Raw genomic sequence first — 16,458 nt, 5'->3', positions numbered from 1 at the left:
ATGCTTTCCCGGTCTGCGGAGAGGGCGACGAGGAGTGGTGATGGGGCGGACGAATAGGCGAGCACGTCTGCGAGTGTTCGCGGCGTCGCTGGTGGCGGTCGGAGTCGTGGTCGGCCCGGTCGCAGGACCTGCGATCGCCGATGGTCCGATTCGTCCTGACCAGTGGCATCTGGACGCGATGCACGCCCCGGAGATGTGGAAGGTCTCGAAGGGGGACGGGATCACCGTCGCGGTGATCGACGGTGGTTTCAAGCTGGATCATCCGGACCTGGCGGGGCAGTTCCTGTCCGGTAAGGACTTCAGCGGGGGGGCTGGTGGCGTCGGTTCCTACGGTGACGGGCACGGCACGCAGATGGCCAGCCTGATTGCCGGGACGGGAAAGTCCAATGGTGGTACAGGTGCTTACGGACTTGCGCCCGGAGCCAAGATTCTCCCGCTGAAGATCAACAATGGGACCGTCGGGCCGGTCGTTTCGACCGACTTCCTCGGCCAGGTCGGGCAGGCCGTCACCTACGCGGTTGACCAGGGTTCGAAGGTCATCAATATCTCGCAGGGGATTTCCGCCGTCTCCACTTCGCCCGGCGATGTCGAGAAGCTGAACAAGACCTTGAGGTGGGCCAGGAGCAAGGGCGTACTGGTGGTTTCCAGCGTCGGGAATTCGGCGGAGTCCGGAAACCTCGCGGAGTACCCGAGTGCGTTGCCCGATGTCGTCGGAGTGGGCGCGGTCGGCCGTGATGTCGTTGCGACTTCGGAATCCCAGCAGGGACCGCAGGTAGTTCTTGCAGCTCCCGGCGTGGACATGATCGAGGCATGCACCGGCAACACCGGTTACTGCAAGAGCCATGGCACATCCGATGCGGCTGCCCTGGTTTCCGCGTCGGCGGCCCTGGTCTGGTCGGTGCACAAGGACTGGACTGCGAACCAGGTTCTTCGGGTCCTCATCAACACGGCGAGCAAGCCCACCGACGGCTCTGCTCGCAACAACGACGTCGGGTACGGCGTGGTACGCCCCCGGGTCGCCCTGACGGATCCCGGGGACCCCGGCCCGGCGGATGTGTCGCCGGTTCCGGTGGTGGATCCCGTGCCCAGCGCGAGTCCGTCGGCGGGCTCGCCGTCGTCGGCGCCGGCGACCGCGGTGCCGAGTCCCGGTGGGAGCCCGAGCGACGTGGCGGTGGGTGGCCCGACCGCGCGGGCGGAGGCGGACGCGGCGTCCGGGTCGGGCGGCGTGCTGCCGGTGGTGGCCGGGGTGGTGGTCGGCCTGGCGGTGGTGGCCGGGGTGGTGTTCGTCGTGCTGCGGCGGCGGGCCGCAGCACGGTCCGGGGGGAACCCGTACCCGGGCTAACCGGTGGGTGGTTGACGGACGGGCCCGGGTGTCGCAGGTGCGGCGCCCGGGCTTCTGCGTGGGGTGGGAGGGGGCGTGGGGGCGGTGGAGGCGCGCCGTGGTCACCCGGGTGGAGGCTGGTGGGGGCGGCCCGGTGGTGGCGAGGGTGGGTGGTATGGATGCGGAGGGTACTGCGCGGGTCGGGCAGTTGCGGCGGGCCGCGGCTGCGGCGTTGATCGGGACGGCGATCGAGTTCTACGACTTCTTCCTCTACGGGACGGCTGCCGCCCTGGTGTTCGGGCCGGTGTTCTTTCCCGGGCTGGGGACGGTGGGGGCGTTGCTGGCGGCGTTCTCGGTGTACGCGGTGGCGTTCCTGGCCCGGCCGTTGGGGGCGGTGGTGTTCGGGCACTTCGGGGACCGGGTGGGGCGGAAGGCGACGCTGGTGGTGTCGCTGCTGCTGATGGGCCTGGCGACGGCGGCGGTGGGGTTGTTGCCGGGGTTCGCGGTGTGGGGCTGGTGGTCGCCGGCGCTGCTGGTGGTGCTGCGGGTGTGCCAGGGCGTGGGGTTGGGCGGGGAGTGGGGCGGCGCGGCGCTGCTGATCGCGGAGAACGCCCCGGCGGAGCGCCGCGGGCGGTACGGGGGGTTCCTGCAGTTGGGGCCGTCGGGCGGGTTCGTGTTGGCGAACGGGGCGTTCCTGGCGCTGCAACTGGGCCTGGACGAGCGGTCGTTCCGGGAGTGGGGCTGGCGGGTGCCGTTCGTGGCCTCGCTCGCGCTGGTGGCGGTGGGGCTGTTCGTGCGGCTGCGGCTGGCGGAGACGCCGCTGTTCCGGGTGGACGAGGAGCGGGACCGTCCGCCGGTGGTGGAGGTGGTGCGCGAGCACTGGCGGCCGGTGCTGGCCGGGGGCGGGGCGATCACCTTCGGGTACGCGCTGTTCTACCTGACCACCACGTACGCGCTGGCGTACGCGACGTCCGGGCTGGGGGTGGCGAGCACGCTGGTGCTGGCGATGCTGCTGGTCGGCTCGGTGGTCGGGGCGGGGACGGTGTGGCTGAGTGCCGTGCGCAGTGACCGGTGGGGCCGGCGCCGGACGATGCGGTGGGCGACGGGCCTGGCGGCGGCGTGGTCGCTGGTGCTGTTCCCGCTGCTGGAGACGGTGCGTCCACCGCTGATGTTCCTGGCGCTGGCCGGGGCGTTGGTGGTGCTGGGGTGCCTGATGGGGCCGGTGGCGGCGTTCCTGCCGGAGCTGTTCCCGACCCGGGTGCGCTACACGGGTGCCGCGTTGACGTACAACCTGGGCGGCGTGGTGGGCGGGGCGACGACGCCGTTGGTGGCGACCAGGCTGACGGAGGTGTACGGGACGGCGCAGCCGGTCGGCTGGTACCTGGCGGTGCTGGGCGCGTTGGCGCTGGGGTGTCTGTGGCTGCTGCCGGAGACCGTGGGCGCGGAGTTGGCGGCGGTGGACGGCGGACGCCGCCGGGCGCCCGTGCTGGGGGCGGATCCGGCGGCGTAGCCGTGGCGGGGGCGGGGTCAGCCGGCGAGGGTCGCCAGGGCGGCGCGGCCGGCCAGCACGATCGCGGTGTGCCGGGCAACGCGCTCGCCGAGGTGCTCGGCGGTCGCGATGTCGGCCTTGTGGACGGCCTCCGGGCCGGCGTCGCTGGGGGAGGAGGCGGCGGCGCCGTTGAAGAAGCCGAGGCGGTTGAGGTCGTTCTCGGTGGCGGTGGTGGCGTTCCAGCCGGGCTTGAGGCCGAGGTTGACCCAGCTCATGCCGTGCTGGGCGGCGAGGGTCTGGAAGAAGCCGAGGGTGCCGGCCTTGTCGCCGCTCTTGGAGGCGGAGTTGGTGAAGCCGGCCGCGACCTTGTCCTTCCAGGCGTCGGTGAACCAGCGCTTGCTGGTGGCCTCGGCGAAGACGTGGAAGGCGCCGGAGGCGGTGCCCATGTAGGTGGGGGAGCCGAAGACGATCGCGTCGGCGGCGTCCAGCTGGGCCCACTGCTCCTCGGTGATGGTGTCGACGGCGATCGTGAGGACCTCGGCGCCGGCGGCGGCTGCGCCGCGGGCGACGGCCTCGGCGATCACGGCGGTGTGGCCGTAGCCGGAGTGGTAGGCGAGGGCGACGGTCGGGCGGACGGCGGTCATGTGGGCGCTCCTGTGCGGGCTGGACGGCAGGTGGGTACGGCGGCTGGGAACAGCGGGTGGGAACGGCGGGTGGAGACGGCAGGTGGAGGGCGACGGGGCGGGACGCGGACACGGCGGTGCCCCGGGCCGGGGCCGGCCTGCCGGGCCTGCCCTTCGGTCTCCAATGTAGACCAGGTCTCCATTGGTTACCAAGAGCGGATCGGAGACCACGGGTCTACCCTGGCGGTATGACGACGGAGGAAGCGGCCCAGACCGGGGCCGGACGGCACCAGGAACAGGACCGCGCGCAGGGCTGCGGGCCGGGCTGCGGGCAGGAGCAGGAGCTCGACGTCTTCGCCCAGCTCTGCCCCAGTCGCGAGATGTTCGCCGAGCTCGCCGACAAGTGGTCGATGCTGATCCTGATGAGCCTCTCCGCCTGCGGGCCGCAGCGGTTCTCCGAGCTCCAGCGCGCGGTCGGCGGGGTCAGCCGCAAGATGCTCACCCAGTCGCTGCGCCATCTGGAGCGCAGCGGCCTGGTGCTCCGCACGGTCTTCCCGGAGACGCCGCCTCGGGTGGTCTACGACCTGCTGCCGCTCGGCCGGGAGCTGGCCGAACTGGTCGCCCCGCTCGGGCGCTGGACGGAGCGGCGCGCCCTGCAGATGCTCGCGGCCCGCGAGGAGTTCGACGCGGCGCACGCCGGACCGGCGCAGTAACGGTTGCAGCCGCAGCCGCAGCCGCAGCCGTGGTCGCAGCCGTGGTCGCAGTAGCGGTCGCGGTCGTGCCGGAGGCCGTGGTCGCGTCGGCGGGCGGGGCCGGATTCCCGGGTGCGGGCCGGGCGCGGGCCGGGGGCGGAGCCGATTTCCCTTCCGGGCCGACGGCCGTGTAATGTCTTCCTTGTTCGACCGGCCCGGGAAAACAAACCCGGCAAGCCCCTATAGCTCAGTCGGTAGAGCGTCTCCATGGTAAGGAGAAGGTCTGCGGTTCGATTCCGCATGGGGGCTCAACTGGAAGACCCCCGCCTCACGGCGGGGGTCTTTCGCGTTCTCCGTGCCTGACCGGGGCGGGTCGTGCCCGACGCGGGGCGGCCTAGCGGGTCGGGTACGGAATGCGTTGTGATGGTGCGTCATCGGCCGCCCGCCCGAGGGGTGCGGGCGCGAGCCGGACCCCGAGCTGGAGGGCGTCATGGGCGTTCGACTCGTGGTGGTCGACGACCACCGGCTGCTGGCCGAGGCACTGGCCACCGCGCTCCAACTGCGCGGCCACCGGGTGCTCGCGGTCGGCTCGCCGGCCGGCACCGCCGCCGACCTGGTGGCCGGACGACGGCCCGAGGTGTGCCTGCTCGGGGTCGCCGCGCCGGGGGAGCCGGGGGCCTTCGACGGGTTGCGGCGGATCCGCCGGGAGCGCCCCGAGGTGGCCGTGATCGTCCTCGGCCCGGTGGGTGAACTCCGGGGTGTGGCCTGCGCGTTCGCGGCCGGGGCGGCGGGGTACGTGCCCAGTGACGAGCGGATCGAGGTGGTCGAGCGGGCGATCGGCCGGGCCCGGGCGGGCGAGGCGGCGGTGACGGTGGACGTCCTGCGCGGCGCCTTCGACCAACTGCTGCGCCCGGTGGTCGAACCCGACGACGAGGCGGTCCGGCTGCTGCGGCTGCTGACCCGTCGTGAGGTGCAGGTGCTGGCCCGGATCGCGGACGGCGAGGACACCGCGGCGATCGCCGCCGGGATGCGGATCGCCGCGAGCACCGCCCGCACCCACGTCCAGCGGGTGCTGATGAAGCTCGGCGCCCGCACCCGGCTGGAGGCGGCCGCGGTGGCCGCCCGCACCGGCCTGTTGGAGCGGATGTCCGAGGGCTGAGGCGAGACGGTCCGAGGTCTGAGGCGAGATGGGGCGCACGCCGGCCGTCCCGGTGGTCCGGAGCACCCGTCCGGGCAGGGACAATTGACCGCAGTCGTACGCATTCCGTCGATGGCGCCGCCGACCGCGCGGGCCATCGCCCGCTGGAGGTCTCATCATGAGTAAGTACCTGGTCACGGGTGGCGCCGGCTACGTCGGCAGCGTGGTGGCCGCCCACCTGCTGGAGGCGGGCCACGAGGTGACCGTCCTGGACGACCTCTCGACCGGTTTCCGCGAAGGCGTCCCGGCCGGTGCCGAGTTCGTCGAGGGCCGGATCCAGGAGGCCGGCCGGGTGCTGGACGGCTCCTTCGACGGCGTGCTGCACTTCGCCGCCTCCTCGCAGGTCGGCGAGTCCGTCGTGGACCCGGAGAAGTACTGGCGCAACAACGTGGCCGGCTCGCTGGAGCTGATCACCGCGATGCGCACGGCCGGGGTCCGCAAGCTGGTGTTCTCCTCCACCGCCGCCGTGTACGGCGAGCCCGAGGTGGTGCCGATCGCCGAGACCGCCCGGACCTCGCCGACCAACACCTACGGCGCCAGCAAGCTCGCCATGGACCACATGATCACCAGCGAGGCCGTCGCCCACGGCCTGGCCGCCGTCTCGCTGCGCTACTTCAACGTGGCGGGCGCGTACGGCTCCTACGGCGAGCGGCACGACCCCGAGTCGCACCTGATCCCGCTGGTCTTCCAGGCCGCGCTCGGCCGCCGCCCGCACATCTCGGTGTTCGGCGACGACTACCCGACCCCGGACGGCACCTGCATCCGCGACTACATCCACGTCGCCGACCTGGCCGACGCGCACCTGCTGGCGCTGGACGCGGCCAAGCCGGGCGAGCACCTGATCTGCAACCTGGGCAACGGCAGCGGCTTCTCGGTGCGCGAGGTGATCGAGTCGGTCAAGCGGGTCACCGGCCGGGAGATCCCGGTGCAGGTCGCCGAGCGCCGGGCCGGCGACCCGGCCGTGCTGGTGGCCTCCGCCGAGCGCGCCCACCAGGCGCTGGGCTGGACGCCGCGCCGCCCGAACCTGGACGACATCGTCGCCGACGCCTGGAAGTTCACGCTGGAGCAGCACGCCGGCTGAGGCCGGCCGACGGTACGGGCGAAGCCGGTCGGTCGGTACGGTTCCGGGGCGCTGCGAGCGGCGCTCCCCGGGCCGTCCGACCGGTCAAGTCCGGCCACTCGGACACCTCCTGACGAAACTTCACCGAACCGCCACGGGAGTGTTTCCCGGCCCGTACGCTGAGTGCGGTACCGGTGGGGCCGGCGTCCTTTCGGCTTCACCGGCCACCGGTGGGCGGGCGGAACGGCGGGTCCGGAACGCGACCGCCGGACCGGTCCCCGTCCCCGGGCTCGGGCGCTCTGAGCAGGGGGTAGTGACGATGGGGCGGATCCGGGTCCTGGTGGTCGACGACCACCGGATCTTCGCCGAGGCGTTGGCCGCGGCCCTCGCCGCCGAGCCCGACGTGGAGGTGGGCGCGGCCGGCAGTGCGGCCGCCGCCGAGCGGGCGCTGGAGCGCGCCGCCACCGAGGGGCGGGCCTACGACGTGGCGCTGATCGACGCCGACCTGGGGGCCGGGGCCGCCGCGCCGGGGGCCCGGGCCAGGCCCGGCGCCGAAACGGCCGAGGAGGCCCGGCGCCGCCCGGCTCCGGGCGTCCCGCCGCCGCGCCGGGCGGGTGGCGCACCGGCCGCTCCGGGGGCCGCCGCCCGCCCGCCGGAGCAACTGCGCACCGAACGGCCGCGGGTCGACCAACTGCGCACCGACCACCTGCGGGCCGAACAGCTGAGGCCCGCCGCCCCGCCGCCGGACGGGATCACCCTGCTGGGCCGGCTCCGCCGGGCCCACCCGGGGCTGCGGGCCGTGGTGCTGGCCACCGCGGACGACCCGCACCGCGCCGCCCGGGCCCTGCACGTGGGCGCTACCGGCTGGGTGGCGAAGGAGAGTTCGCTGGCCCGGCTGCTCGCGGTGGTCCGCGGGGTGCTGCGGGACGAGACCCACCTGCCGCCGCTGCTGCTCACCGGGGTGATCCGCGAGCTGACCACCGCCCGGCGGGACCGCACCGAGAGCGAGCGGCTGGTGGACACCCTGACGCCCCGGGAGAAGCAGATCCTGCGCTGCATGGTGGCGGGGCTGGGCCGGCAGGCCGTCGCGGAACGGCTGTACCTGTCGCCGCACACCGTCCGCACCCACATGCAGAACGTGTTGGGGAAGTTGGGGGTGCACTCCACGCTGGCCGCCGTCGCGGTGGCGCGCCGGGCGGGGGTCAGCCCCGCGGAGCCGGCCGTGCCGCCGTCCATCGCCTCCGCGCCGTAGCGGGGCGGACGCGGTGCTCCCCGGGCCTCGCCGTCCCGCTGTCCGGTCCCGGCGGCGCGGCGCCCCGGCGGGCCGGGTGTCAGCCCGGGATGTTGTCGAAGGGGGCGACCAACAGCCGCAGCAGGGCGGCGAGTTCGCCCTGCTGGCCGGGGCTGAGCTGGGCGAGCAGTTCCCGCTCGTGGGACAGCAGGCCCGCCAGCGCCTGGTCGGCGCGGTCACGGCCGTCGTCGGTGAGCCGGACGAGCACGCCGCGCCGGTCGTCGGGGTCGGGCAGGCGCTTGACCAGGCCCTTGCCGGTGAGCCGGTCGATCCGGTTGGTCATGGTGCCGGAGGTGACCAGGGTCTGGGTGAGCAACTGGCCGGGGGAGAGCTGGTACGGCGAGCCGGCCCGCCGCAGGGCGGTCAGCACGTCGAACTCCCACGGCTCCAGGCCGTGCTCGGCGAAGGCGGTGCGACGGGCGCGGTCGAGGTGACGGGCGAGCCGGCTGACCCGACTGAGCACCTCCAGCGGCTCCACGTCGAGGTCGGGGCGCTCCCGGCGCCACGCTGCGACCAGCCTGTCGACCTCGTCCTCCATGACGATCAGTGTATCGGTGGATGTGTCGATGTGAAGTCTCTTGACATCGAGAAATGTGCCAGCAAGGCTAAACCGAGATATCTTGATGTCGAGATACCTGCGAGGTGAACGATGACCAGCCCCGTCTGGGACCCGGCGCAGTACCTGCGCTTCGCGGACGAACGCACCCGCCCGCTGCGCGACCTGCTCGCCCGCGTCCCCGCCCTGCCGAACGAACCCGCCGCGACGATCCTCGACATCGGCTGCGGCCCCGGCAACTCCACCGCCGTCCTGCGCGAACGCTGGCCGCAGGCCCGGATCACCGGCGTCGACAGCTCCGCCCCGATGCTGGAGACCGCCCGCACAGGGGGCGAGCCCACCGCCGAGTACCTGCTCGCCGACGCCCGCGACTACGACCCGGCCCCGGCCGGGCCCGACCTGATCGCCTCCAACGCCACCCTCCAGTGGCTGGACGGGCACCTGGCGCTGCTGCCGCGCTGGGCGGACGCGCTGAAGCCGGGCGGGGTGCTGGCCTTCCAGGTGCCCGGCAACTTCGAGGCCCCCAGCCACGTCCTGCTCGCCGAACTGCGCCGCAGCCCGCGCTGGCGCGGGACGCTCGGCGACGACGCCGTCCGCACCGGCGTCCACGAGCCCGGACGGTACCTGGAGGCCATCGCCGGGGCCGGCTGCGCCGCCGACGTCTGGGAGACCACCTACAGCACGCTGCTGCCGGGGCCGGACCCGGTGCTGGAGTGGGTCAAGGGGACGGCGCTGCGTCCCGTCCTCGGCCGGCTCACCGACCCGGCCGACCGGGCCGCCTTCCTCGACGAGTACGGGCGGTTGCTGCGCGGGGCCTACCCGGCCGGGCCGCACGGGACGGTCTTCCCGTTCCGGCGGATCTTCGCGGTGGGGGTCAAGCGGTAGCCGGTGGGGGTCGAGCGGTAGCCGGTGGCACGCGGCGGCCGGGCTCGGGAGGCGGGGCCGGGAGGTGGGGGCCGGAACCGGGGCCCGGGCCCCGGCCCGGGGGCGGTCAGGCCGTGCGGTCGCCGACCAGCCGGGGGTGCCGCTCCAGCCCCTCCAGCCCGTGCCAGGCCAGGTTCACCAGGTGCGCCGCCACCGTCGCCTTGTCCGGCTTGCGGACCTCCAGCCACCACTGGCCGGTCAGCGCGACCATCCCGACCAGCATCTGCGAGTACATCGGGGCCAGCCGGGCGTCGAAGCCCCGGGACTTGAACTCCAGGCCCAGGATGTCCTCGACCTGGGTCGCGATGTCGCTGATCAGCGAGGCGAAGGTACCGGTCGACTGGGCCACCGGGGAGTCCCGGACCAGGATCCGGAAGCCGTCCGTCGAGGTGTCGATGTAGTCCATCAGCGCGAACGCGGCCTGCTCCAGCAGCTCGCGCGAGTGCCCGCCGGTGAGCGCCCCGGTCACCATGTCCAGCAGCAGCTGCATCTCGCGGTCGACCACCACCGCGTACAGCCCCTCCTTGCCCCCGAAGTGCTCGTACACCACGGGCTTGGAGACCCCGGCGCGCTCGGCGATCTCCTCCACCGAGGTGCCGTCGTAGCCGCGCTCCGCGAAGACCGTCCGGCCGATCTCCAGCAGCTGCTCCCGGCGCTGCTTGCCGGTCATCCGGACCCGGCCGCCCCGGCGGCGCGGGGCGGGGGCGGTGGCGGGCCGGTCCCCGCCCTGCCCGGTCCCGTCGCCGGGGGCCGGGCCGCCGGTGGTCGTGCCGTCGGAGGCCGCGCCCGCCGCTGCGGCGGCCCGCGGACGGGCCGGCGCCGTTCCGGGCGCCGCGTCCGTCCGCGTGCTGTGGTGACCGCCTGTGCTGTCTGCGCTGCTCCCGTTCACCCCTACATCATGCTGGAAGCGCCGCCTCATGCGGCGCGGCGGGCGGCGATCCGCTGCGCGTCCGGCCAGCGGACGTCCCGGACCCAGCCGGCCAGCTCGAACCAGCGGATCAGCCGGGCCGAGGAGTCGATCTGCCCGCGCAGCACCCCGTGCCTGGCCGAGGTCGGGTCGGCGTGGTGCAGGTTGTGCCAGGACTCGCCGCAGGAGAGCACCGCGAGCCACCAGACGTTCCCGGAGCGGTCCCGGGAGCGGAACGGGCGGCGGCCGACCGCGTGGCAGATCGAGTTGATCGACCAGGTGACGTGGTGCAGCAGGGCGACCCGGACCAGCGATCCCCAGAAGAAGGCGGACAGCGCGCCCTGCCAGGAGAGGCTGACCAGGCCGCCGACCAGGGCGGGCAGCAGCAGCGAGATGGTGGTCCAGAGCCAGAACAGCCGGGAGATCCGCCGCAGCGCCGGGTCGCGGACCAGGTCCGGCGCGTACTTGAGCTGCGGGGTCTGCTCCTCGTCGAACATCCAGCCCATGTGCGCCCACCACAGGCCCCTGATCAGTGCGGGGACGCTCTCGCCGTAGCGCCAGGGCGAGTGCGGGTCGCCGTCCTTGTCGCTGAACCGGTGGTGCTTGCGGTGGTCGGCGACCCAGCGCACCAGCGGGCCCTCGACCGCGAGGCTGCCGACGATCGCCAGGGCCAGCCGCATCGGGCGGGGGGCCTTGAAGGCGCCGTGGGTGAAGTAGCGGTGGTAGCCGACCGTGATGCCGTGACAGGTGAGGAAGTACATGGCGACGGTGACCGCCACGTCCGTCCAGCCGAGCCCCCGGCCCCAGGCCACCGGCACGGCGGCGACCAGGGCGGCGAACGGCACCAGGATGAACAGCGCGAGCGCGATCCGCTCGGCGGGGCCCTGCTGCTCGCCGCCGCGGGTCGCGGACAGCCGGGTCGCCGCGTCGGCGGAGGGATCGGGGGAGGGGTCGGGGAGTTCGGCGGCCCCCGTGCGCGCCTCGCCGGCCTGGATGGTCATGGGCGTCCCTTCGCGGCGTCCCGAACGGGACAGAGCGGAGCCTACGTTGGCGTAACTTACGGCATCGTAGGTTGCGCTCCGTGTCCAGCGGAACACACCGCCGCGCGGCGCTTGAGTGAATTCACCCGACTGGATGGATGAACCCGGGGCCCGACCCGTATCGAACGGGTCGCACACGCACGCATCGGGAGCGACCGGGGCCCGGCGGGCTGCGCGGCGGGGTCCGGGTCGGGGCGGCGCACCGGTGCGGGGTGTCGGCGGGGTTCGTCCGAACGACCCTCAGGCGCCCCGCGGCGGAGGGCGGCCGGTCGGCGGCGAGGCCGGCCGGGCCCGGCGGTTCCGGTGGAGCGGGGCCCTCGGATCGCCACAGCCGATACCCAGACCGGGGTTGGCTCAGGTAGGGTCTGAGCTACCATCCGCCGTGGTGTAATGGCAGCACAGGGCCCTTTGGAGGCCTTTGTCTGGGTTCGAATCCTAGCGGCGGAGCCTCTACGCGTTCAGGTGTTCTCCGGAAGCGCCGGTATTGTCGGTGCCGCTCGACGGACTGTGCGAATGGCGACCGGCCTGAGTCCGGACCGGGCCTGCTCTGCCCTCTCTGTGAACCTACTGAGGAGCCTTCCCGCATGGGTGCCAATTCGCTTGCCGCCGTTGTCGTGCTCGCCGCCGGTGGCGGGACCCGGATGAAGTCGAACAAGCTGCCCAAGGTGCTGCACGAGGTGTGCGGGCGCTCGTTGGTGGGTCATGCGGTCTCGGCGGCCGGGGAACTGACGCCGGGCCAGCTCGTCGTGGTGGTCGGGCACCAGCGCGAGCAGGTCGAGGAGCACCTCGCGGCGCACTACCCGGCCGCCCGCCCGGTGGTCCAGGAGGAGCAGAACGGCACCGGCCACGCGGTGCGGACCGCGCTGGAGGCGCTGGCCGCCGACGGTGTGACGCTGGACGGCACGGTGATCGTCACCGCCGGGGACTCGCCGCTGCTGACCGGGGACACCCTGCGCCGGCTGGCGAAGTCGCACGAGGCGCAGCAGAACGGCGTCACCGTGCTGACCGCCGTCGTCCCCGAGCCCTTCGGCTACGGCCGGATCCTGCGTGACGAGGACGGCACGGTCGCCGCGATCGTCGAGGAGCGGGACGCCACCGCGACCCAGCGCGCGATCACCGAGATCAACTCGGGCGTCTTCGCCTTCGACGCCAAGCTGCTGGCCGAGGCGCTGGCCGAGCTGACCACCGACAACTCGCAGGGCGAGGAGTACCTCACCGACACCCTGGAGATCCTCCGCAAGGCCGGGCACCGGGTCGGTGCGGTGGTCGCCGAGGACCACCGGGACATCCTGGGCATCAACGACCGGGTCCAGCTGGCGCAGGCCCGCCGGCTGCTGAACGACCGCCTGCTGGAGCGGGCGATGCGCGCGGGCGTGACCGTGGTGGACCCGGCGACCACCTGGATCGACGTCCAGGTGACGTACGAGCCGGACGCCGTCGTGCTGCCGAACACCCAGCTGCAGGGCGCCACCCACCTGGGCGAGGACTGCGAGGTGGGCCCGAACTCCACCCTGAAGGACACCCGGGTCGGTGCCGGTGCCCGTGTGAGCAACACCACGGCCGACCGCGCCGACATCGGCGAGCTGGCCGCCACCGGCCCGTACGCCTACCTGCGGCCGGGGGCGAAGCTGGCCCGCAAGGCGAAGGTCGGCACCTACGTCGAGGTGAAGAACTCCGAGCTGGGCGAGGGCGCCAAGGTGCCGCACCTCTCCTACATCGGCGACGCCACCATCGGCGAGGGCACCAACGTCGGCGCGGCCTCGGTCACCGTGAACTACGACGGGGTCAACAAGCACCGCACCGTCATCGGCGCGCACTGCCGCACCGGCTCGGACAACATGTTCATCGCCCCGGTCACCATCGGTGACGGCGCTTACACCGGCGCGGGCTCGGTGATCACCACCGATGTTCCGCCCGGCGCACTCGGCGTGAACCGCGCGCAGCAGCGCAACATCGAGGGCTGGGTCGAGCGCAAGCGCTCCGGAACGGTGTCCGCCCAGGCCGCGAAGGCTGCGACGGACGGGGCGGCGGAGGCCTGACGGGGCGGCCCGGGCCGCTGCGCCGGTCCCGGGGCGGACGGTTTCTGCGCGGGCGCGTAACCTTGAGGTCATACGTGCGCCACTGGGCCAACCGCCCGTGTCCAGGCGTACCGACATTCCCCCGAACCCCTCTTGCGTGCGGGCTGCGCCTGCTCGCGTCGGATGGTGGGGACCAGCGTCCGCAACGCGAGGAGACGGTGCAGTGAGCGGGATCACGACGTCGGGTGAGAAGAAGCTGAAGCTCTTCTCCGGCCGTGCCCACCCGGAGCTGGCGAAGGAGGTGGCCGCGGCGCTGGGGACCGAGCTGGTCCCGACCAAGGCCCTGGACTTCGCCAACGGCGAGATCTACGTCCGCTTCCTGGAGTCCGCCCGTGGCGCGGACTGCTTCGTGATGCAGAGCCACACGGCTCCCATCAACCAGTGGATCATGGAGCAGCTGATCATGATCGATGCTCTGAAGCGGGCCTCCGCCAAGAGCATCACCGCGATCCTGCCGTTCTACGGCTACGCCCGCCAGGACAAGAAGCACCTCGGCCGCGAGCCCATCTCGGCCCGTCTGGTCGCCGACCTGCTCCGCCAGGCCGGCGCCGACCGCCTGATGGCGGTGGACCTGCACACCGCGCAGATCCAGGGCTTCTTCGACGGCCCGGTGGACCACCTGTTCGCGCTGCCGCTGCTGGCCGACTACATCGGCGGGCGGGTCGACCGCTCCAAGCTCACCATCGTGTCGCCGGACGCCGGCCGGGTGAAGGTGGCCGACCAGTGGTGCGACCGGCTGGACGCCCCGCTGGCGATCATCCACAAGCGCCGCGACATCACCCAGGCCAACACCATCCTGTCGGCGGACGTCGTCGGTGACGTCAAGGACCGGGTCTGCGTCCTGGTCGACGACATGATCGACACCGCCGGCACGATCTGCGCCGCCGCCGACGCGCTGTACGAGAACGGTGCCGCGGACGTCGTGGTGGCCGCCACCCACGGCGTGCTCTCCGGCCCGGCCGCGGACCGGCTGAAGAACTCGCGGGTGAGCGAGTTCGTGTTCACCAACACGCTGCCCACCCCGGCGGAGCTCCAGCTCGACAAGATCACCACCCTCTCCATCGCCCCGTCGATCGCCGCCGCGATCCGCGAGGTGTTCGAGGAGGGCTCGGTCACCAGCCTCTTCGAGGGCGTGCACTGACGAACCCGCGCAGGCGGCCCCGGACCCGTGCGGTCCGGGGCCGCCGCCGGTTCCGGGCCGCCGGCGGCCCGGGGGAGGGGCCGATTTCGTTCCGGAGGGCCCGTGCGGTTAGACTCGTGAGACTGCTCGGCGAGGGATGCCGTGTGCCTGCTCGACGGGCACCGACACCGTGATCGACGCGCTGCCGGTAGCGGATTCCGTCCGCCGGCAGAGGCCGTTGCCGCCGAGTGACCCCCGAACGTACTGAGGGTGTGGTCCCGGCGGTTTTTCGCGTTGCCTGCACCCCCGCGCCATCTTCCACGAGGAGTGCAGTCGTGTCCGAGATCCGCCTTGCCGCTGAGACCCGTACCGAGTTCGGCAAGGGTGCCGCCCGTCGCGCCCGCCGCGCCGGCCTGGTCCCCGGTGTCGTCTACGGCCACGGCCACGCCCCGGTTCACCTGAACCTGCCCGGCCACGACCTGATGATGGCCCTCAAGACCCCGAACGCCCTGCTGGTCGTGCCGATCGAGGGCAAGGACGAGTACGTCCTGCCGAAGGCCGTCCAGCGCGAGGCCATCAAGCGCACCATCGAGCACGTCGACCTGCTGCTGGTCAAGCGTGGCGAGAAGGTCACCGTCGAGGTTCCGGTCCAGGCCGAGGGCGAGCTGGCCGCCGGCGGCAACCTGCTGGAGCACGTCCTCCAGGCCCTGCCGATCGAGGCCGAGGCCACCCACCTGCCCGAGGCGCTCACCGTCTCCGTCGAGGGCCTGGAGGCCGGCGCCTCCGTCCTCGCCAAGGACATCGTCCTGCCGGCCGGCGTCTCGCTGGCCGTCGAGGCCGACGCCGTCGTGCTGCAGGTCATCGCCGCCCAGGCCGCCCCGGTCGAGGCCGACGCCGAGGCCGAGGGCGCCGAGGCCTGAGCCTCCGGCATCCGAGAGCTGTTGACCGCTGCCCCGGTCGCTCCCCTGGAGCGGCCGGGGCAGCGGTGCGTCCGGGATGATGGCGTCGAGCGCGAAGGAGAAGAGCATGGCGGACGAGTACGACGGTCCCTGGCTGGTGGTCGGGCTGGGCAACCCGGGCGAGCAGTACGCCCGGAACCGGCACAACATCGGCTTCATGGTGGTGGACCTGCTGGCGCAGCGGATGGGCGCCAAGTTCAAGGCGCACAAGAGCCGGGCCCAGGTGGCCGAGGGGCGGCTCGTGGGCAAGCGGGTGGTGCTGGCCAAGCCGATGTCCTTCATGAACCTCTCCGGCGGGCCGGTGACGGCGCTGCGGGACTTCTACAAGGCACCGGCCTCGGCGCTGATCGCCGTCCACGACGAGCTGGACATCGACTACGCGGCGCTGCGGCTGAAGCTGGGCGGCGGCGACAACGGCCACAACGGGCTGAAGTCGATCACCAAGTCGCTCGGCCCGGACTACCACCGGGTGCGCTGCGGGATCGGCCGCCCGCCCGGCCGGATGGAGGTCGCGGACTTCGTCCTGAAGGACTTCTCCTCGACCGAGCGCAAGGAGCTGGAGTGGTTCGTGGACCGCTCGGCGGACGCGGTGGAGGCGCTGCTGTCCGAGGGGCTGGAGCGGGCGCAGGGCAGCTACAACTCCTGACGCGACGTCATCCGCACGCCGTGCCGGGTACACAACAGTCGTGCAACGCTTGGGCCCCCACCCCTGAATCCGTGTGAGAACCCCGCGCGGGATCGGATAGCGTCGGCCGGGTACGCGAACGGGTCCTGGGGAGTTCTCGATGCGGAGATTGCGTCCGGTCCGCCGACTTCGGCGGCTCCGGGTGGTCCGACTGAAGCAGTTCGGGCGAAGGGTCGGCACCGCCGGTGCGCTCGGCACGGCCGGTGCCCTCGGGGCGGCCGGGGTGCTGCTGTCCGGCGGCGCGGTGGCGCACGCCGAACCGGTGGCCGAGCCGGACACGGTGGTCTCGCCGGAGCCGGCGGCCGCGCAGTTCGGCCCGGTGCTCGGCGACTCGGTCGGCCCGGACGCGGGGCTGCTGGCGGTCGGCGGCGGCCTGCTGGTCGCCTCCGGCGGAGCGGCGCTCTGGCTGAAGCGCCGACGCGCGGGCGAGCCCGCGGAATAGGAACGTGCGACGGAGGGCCGGGGGGGGGCGGCGGGGGCCCGCGCGGCCGGCGCGGGCCCGGGAGTTGATAGAA

The 16,458-nt window shown here is 73.2% G+C and carries 16 protein-coding genes and 2 tRNA genes; 14 read left to right on the top strand and 4 right to left on the bottom strand.

Annotation, left to right across the window (positions count from 1 at the left end; translation table 11 throughout):
- The first annotated feature begins 73 nt into the window (after positions 1–73).
- Both AB0O91_RS23580 and AB0O91_RS23575 read left to right on the top strand, forming a co-directional pair.
- Positions 74–1,342, top strand: a complete 1,269-nt coding sequence (locus tag AB0O91_RS23580; protein WP_363436252.1) for a S8 family serine peptidase — start codon at positions 74–76, stop codon at positions 1,340–1,342.
- A gap of 154 nt (positions 1,343–1,496) precedes the next feature.
- Positions 1,497–2,831 (top strand): MFS transporter, encoded by a 1,335-nt coding sequence (locus AB0O91_RS23575; RefSeq protein ID WP_363436250.1) that lies wholly within the window; start codon positions 1,497–1,499, stop codon positions 2,829–2,831.
- A gap of 17 nt (positions 2,832–2,848) precedes the next feature.
- Here the strand turns inward: AB0O91_RS23575 and AB0O91_RS23570 are convergent, their stop codons facing one another.
- Positions 2,849–3,454 (bottom strand): flavodoxin family protein, encoded by a 606-nt coding sequence (locus AB0O91_RS23570; protein WP_363436249.1) that lies wholly within the window; start codon positions 3,452–3,454, stop codon positions 2,849–2,851.
- Positions 3,455–3,681: 227 nt separating this feature from the next.
- On the opposite strand from AB0O91_RS23570, the gene AB0O91_RS23565 reads away from it, so the two are divergent.
- The 5 genes from AB0O91_RS23565 (at position 3,682) to AB0O91_RS23545 (ending at position 7,635) form a co-directional block, all read left to right on the top strand.
- Entirely contained in the window at positions 3,682–4,146 is a 465-nt protein-coding gene (locus AB0O91_RS23565; protein WP_363436247.1) for a helix-turn-helix domain-containing protein, read from the top strand.
- A 215-nt stretch (positions 4,147–4,361) separates the two neighbouring features.
- Positions 4,362–4,434: transfer RNA gene (locus tag AB0O91_RS23560), tRNA-Thr, on the top strand.
- Between the two features lie 181 nt (positions 4,435–4,615).
- Positions 4,616–5,284, top strand: a complete 669-nt coding sequence (locus tag AB0O91_RS23555; RefSeq protein WP_363436245.1) for a LuxR C-terminal-related transcriptional regulator — start codon at positions 4,616–4,618, stop codon at positions 5,282–5,284.
- A 157-nt stretch (positions 5,285–5,441) separates the two neighbouring features.
- Positions 5,442–6,404, top strand: a complete 963-nt coding sequence (gene galE / locus AB0O91_RS23550) for a UDP-glucose 4-epimerase GalE (protein ID WP_363436243.1) — start codon at positions 5,442–5,444, stop codon at positions 6,402–6,404.
- Between the two features lie 298 nt (positions 6,405–6,702).
- Positions 6,703–7,635 carry a response regulator transcription factor gene (locus tag AB0O91_RS23545; protein ID WP_363436242.1) on the top strand — a complete coding sequence of 311 codons (933 nt, stop codon included), beginning with the start codon at positions 6,703–6,705 and terminating at the stop codon, positions 7,633–7,635.
- A 79-nt stretch (positions 7,636–7,714) separates the two neighbouring features.
- Here AB0O91_RS23545 and AB0O91_RS23540 read toward each other — a convergent pair whose 3' ends face one another.
- On the bottom strand, positions 7,715–8,212 hold the full coding sequence (locus AB0O91_RS23540) for a MarR family transcriptional regulator (RefSeq protein WP_363436240.1): 498 nt from the start codon (positions 8,210–8,212) through the stop codon (positions 7,715–7,717).
- Positions 8,213–8,323: 111 nt separating this feature from the next.
- On the opposite strand from AB0O91_RS23540, the gene AB0O91_RS23535 reads away from it, so the two are divergent.
- A complete protein-coding gene (locus AB0O91_RS23535; protein WP_363436238.1) occupies positions 8,324–9,115 on the top strand; it encodes a methyltransferase domain-containing protein in 792 nt (263 codons plus the stop codon).
- 106 nt (positions 9,116–9,221) lie between these two features.
- Here the strand turns inward: AB0O91_RS23535 and AB0O91_RS23530 are convergent, their stop codons facing one another.
- Positions 9,222–9,824 (bottom strand): TetR/AcrR family transcriptional regulator, encoded by a 603-nt coding sequence (locus AB0O91_RS23530; protein WP_350739313.1) that lies wholly within the window; start codon positions 9,822–9,824, stop codon positions 9,222–9,224.
- A gap of 245 nt (positions 9,825–10,069) precedes the next feature.
- Positions 10,070–11,062 (bottom strand): fatty acid desaturase, encoded by a 993-nt coding sequence (locus AB0O91_RS23525; protein ID WP_363436237.1) that lies wholly within the window; start codon positions 11,060–11,062, stop codon positions 10,070–10,072.
- Between the two features lie 415 nt (positions 11,063–11,477).
- Here AB0O91_RS23525 and AB0O91_RS23520 point away from each other — a divergent pair.
- The 6 genes from AB0O91_RS23520 to AB0O91_RS23495 all read left to right on the top strand — a co-directional run bounded on the left by AB0O91_RS23520 (position 11,478) and on the right by AB0O91_RS23495 (position 16,385).
- Positions 11,478–11,548, top strand: a tRNA-Gln gene (locus tag AB0O91_RS23520).
- A 137-nt stretch (positions 11,549–11,685) separates the two neighbouring features.
- Entirely contained in the window at positions 11,686–13,140 is a 1,455-nt protein-coding gene (gene glmU / locus AB0O91_RS23515; protein ID WP_363436235.1) for a bifunctional UDP-N-acetylglucosamine diphosphorylase/glucosamine-1-phosphate N-acetyltransferase GlmU, read from the top strand.
- Positions 13,141–13,342: 202 nt separating this feature from the next.
- A complete protein-coding gene (locus AB0O91_RS23510) occupies positions 13,343–14,320 on the top strand; it encodes a ribose-phosphate diphosphokinase (protein ID WP_363436234.1) in 978 nt (325 codons plus the stop codon).
- A gap of 314 nt (positions 14,321–14,634) precedes the next feature.
- Complete coding sequence (locus tag AB0O91_RS23505; protein WP_363436233.1) at positions 14,635–15,219, top strand: 50S ribosomal protein L25/general stress protein Ctc; 585 nt, start codon at positions 14,635–14,637, stop codon at positions 15,217–15,219.
- A gap of 106 nt (positions 15,220–15,325) precedes the next feature.
- Entirely contained in the window at positions 15,326–15,904 is a 579-nt protein-coding gene (gene pth, locus AB0O91_RS23500) for an aminoacyl-tRNA hydrolase (protein ID WP_363436231.1), read from the top strand.
- A 139-nt stretch (positions 15,905–16,043) separates the two neighbouring features.
- Positions 16,044–16,385 carry a hypothetical protein gene (locus AB0O91_RS23495; protein WP_363436230.1) on the top strand — a complete coding sequence of 114 codons (342 nt, stop codon included), beginning with the start codon at positions 16,044–16,046 and terminating at the stop codon, positions 16,383–16,385.
- The last annotated feature ends 73 nt before the right edge of the window (positions 16,386–16,458 follow it).

This window comes from Kitasatospora sp. NPDC089797 (assembly GCF_040684795.1).
Classification (GTDB): domain Bacteria; phylum Actinomycetota; class Actinomycetes; order Streptomycetales; family Streptomycetaceae; genus Kitasatospora.
Note: the sequence above shows the minus strand (reverse complement) of the source record. Positions and strands in the feature narration are given on the sequence as shown.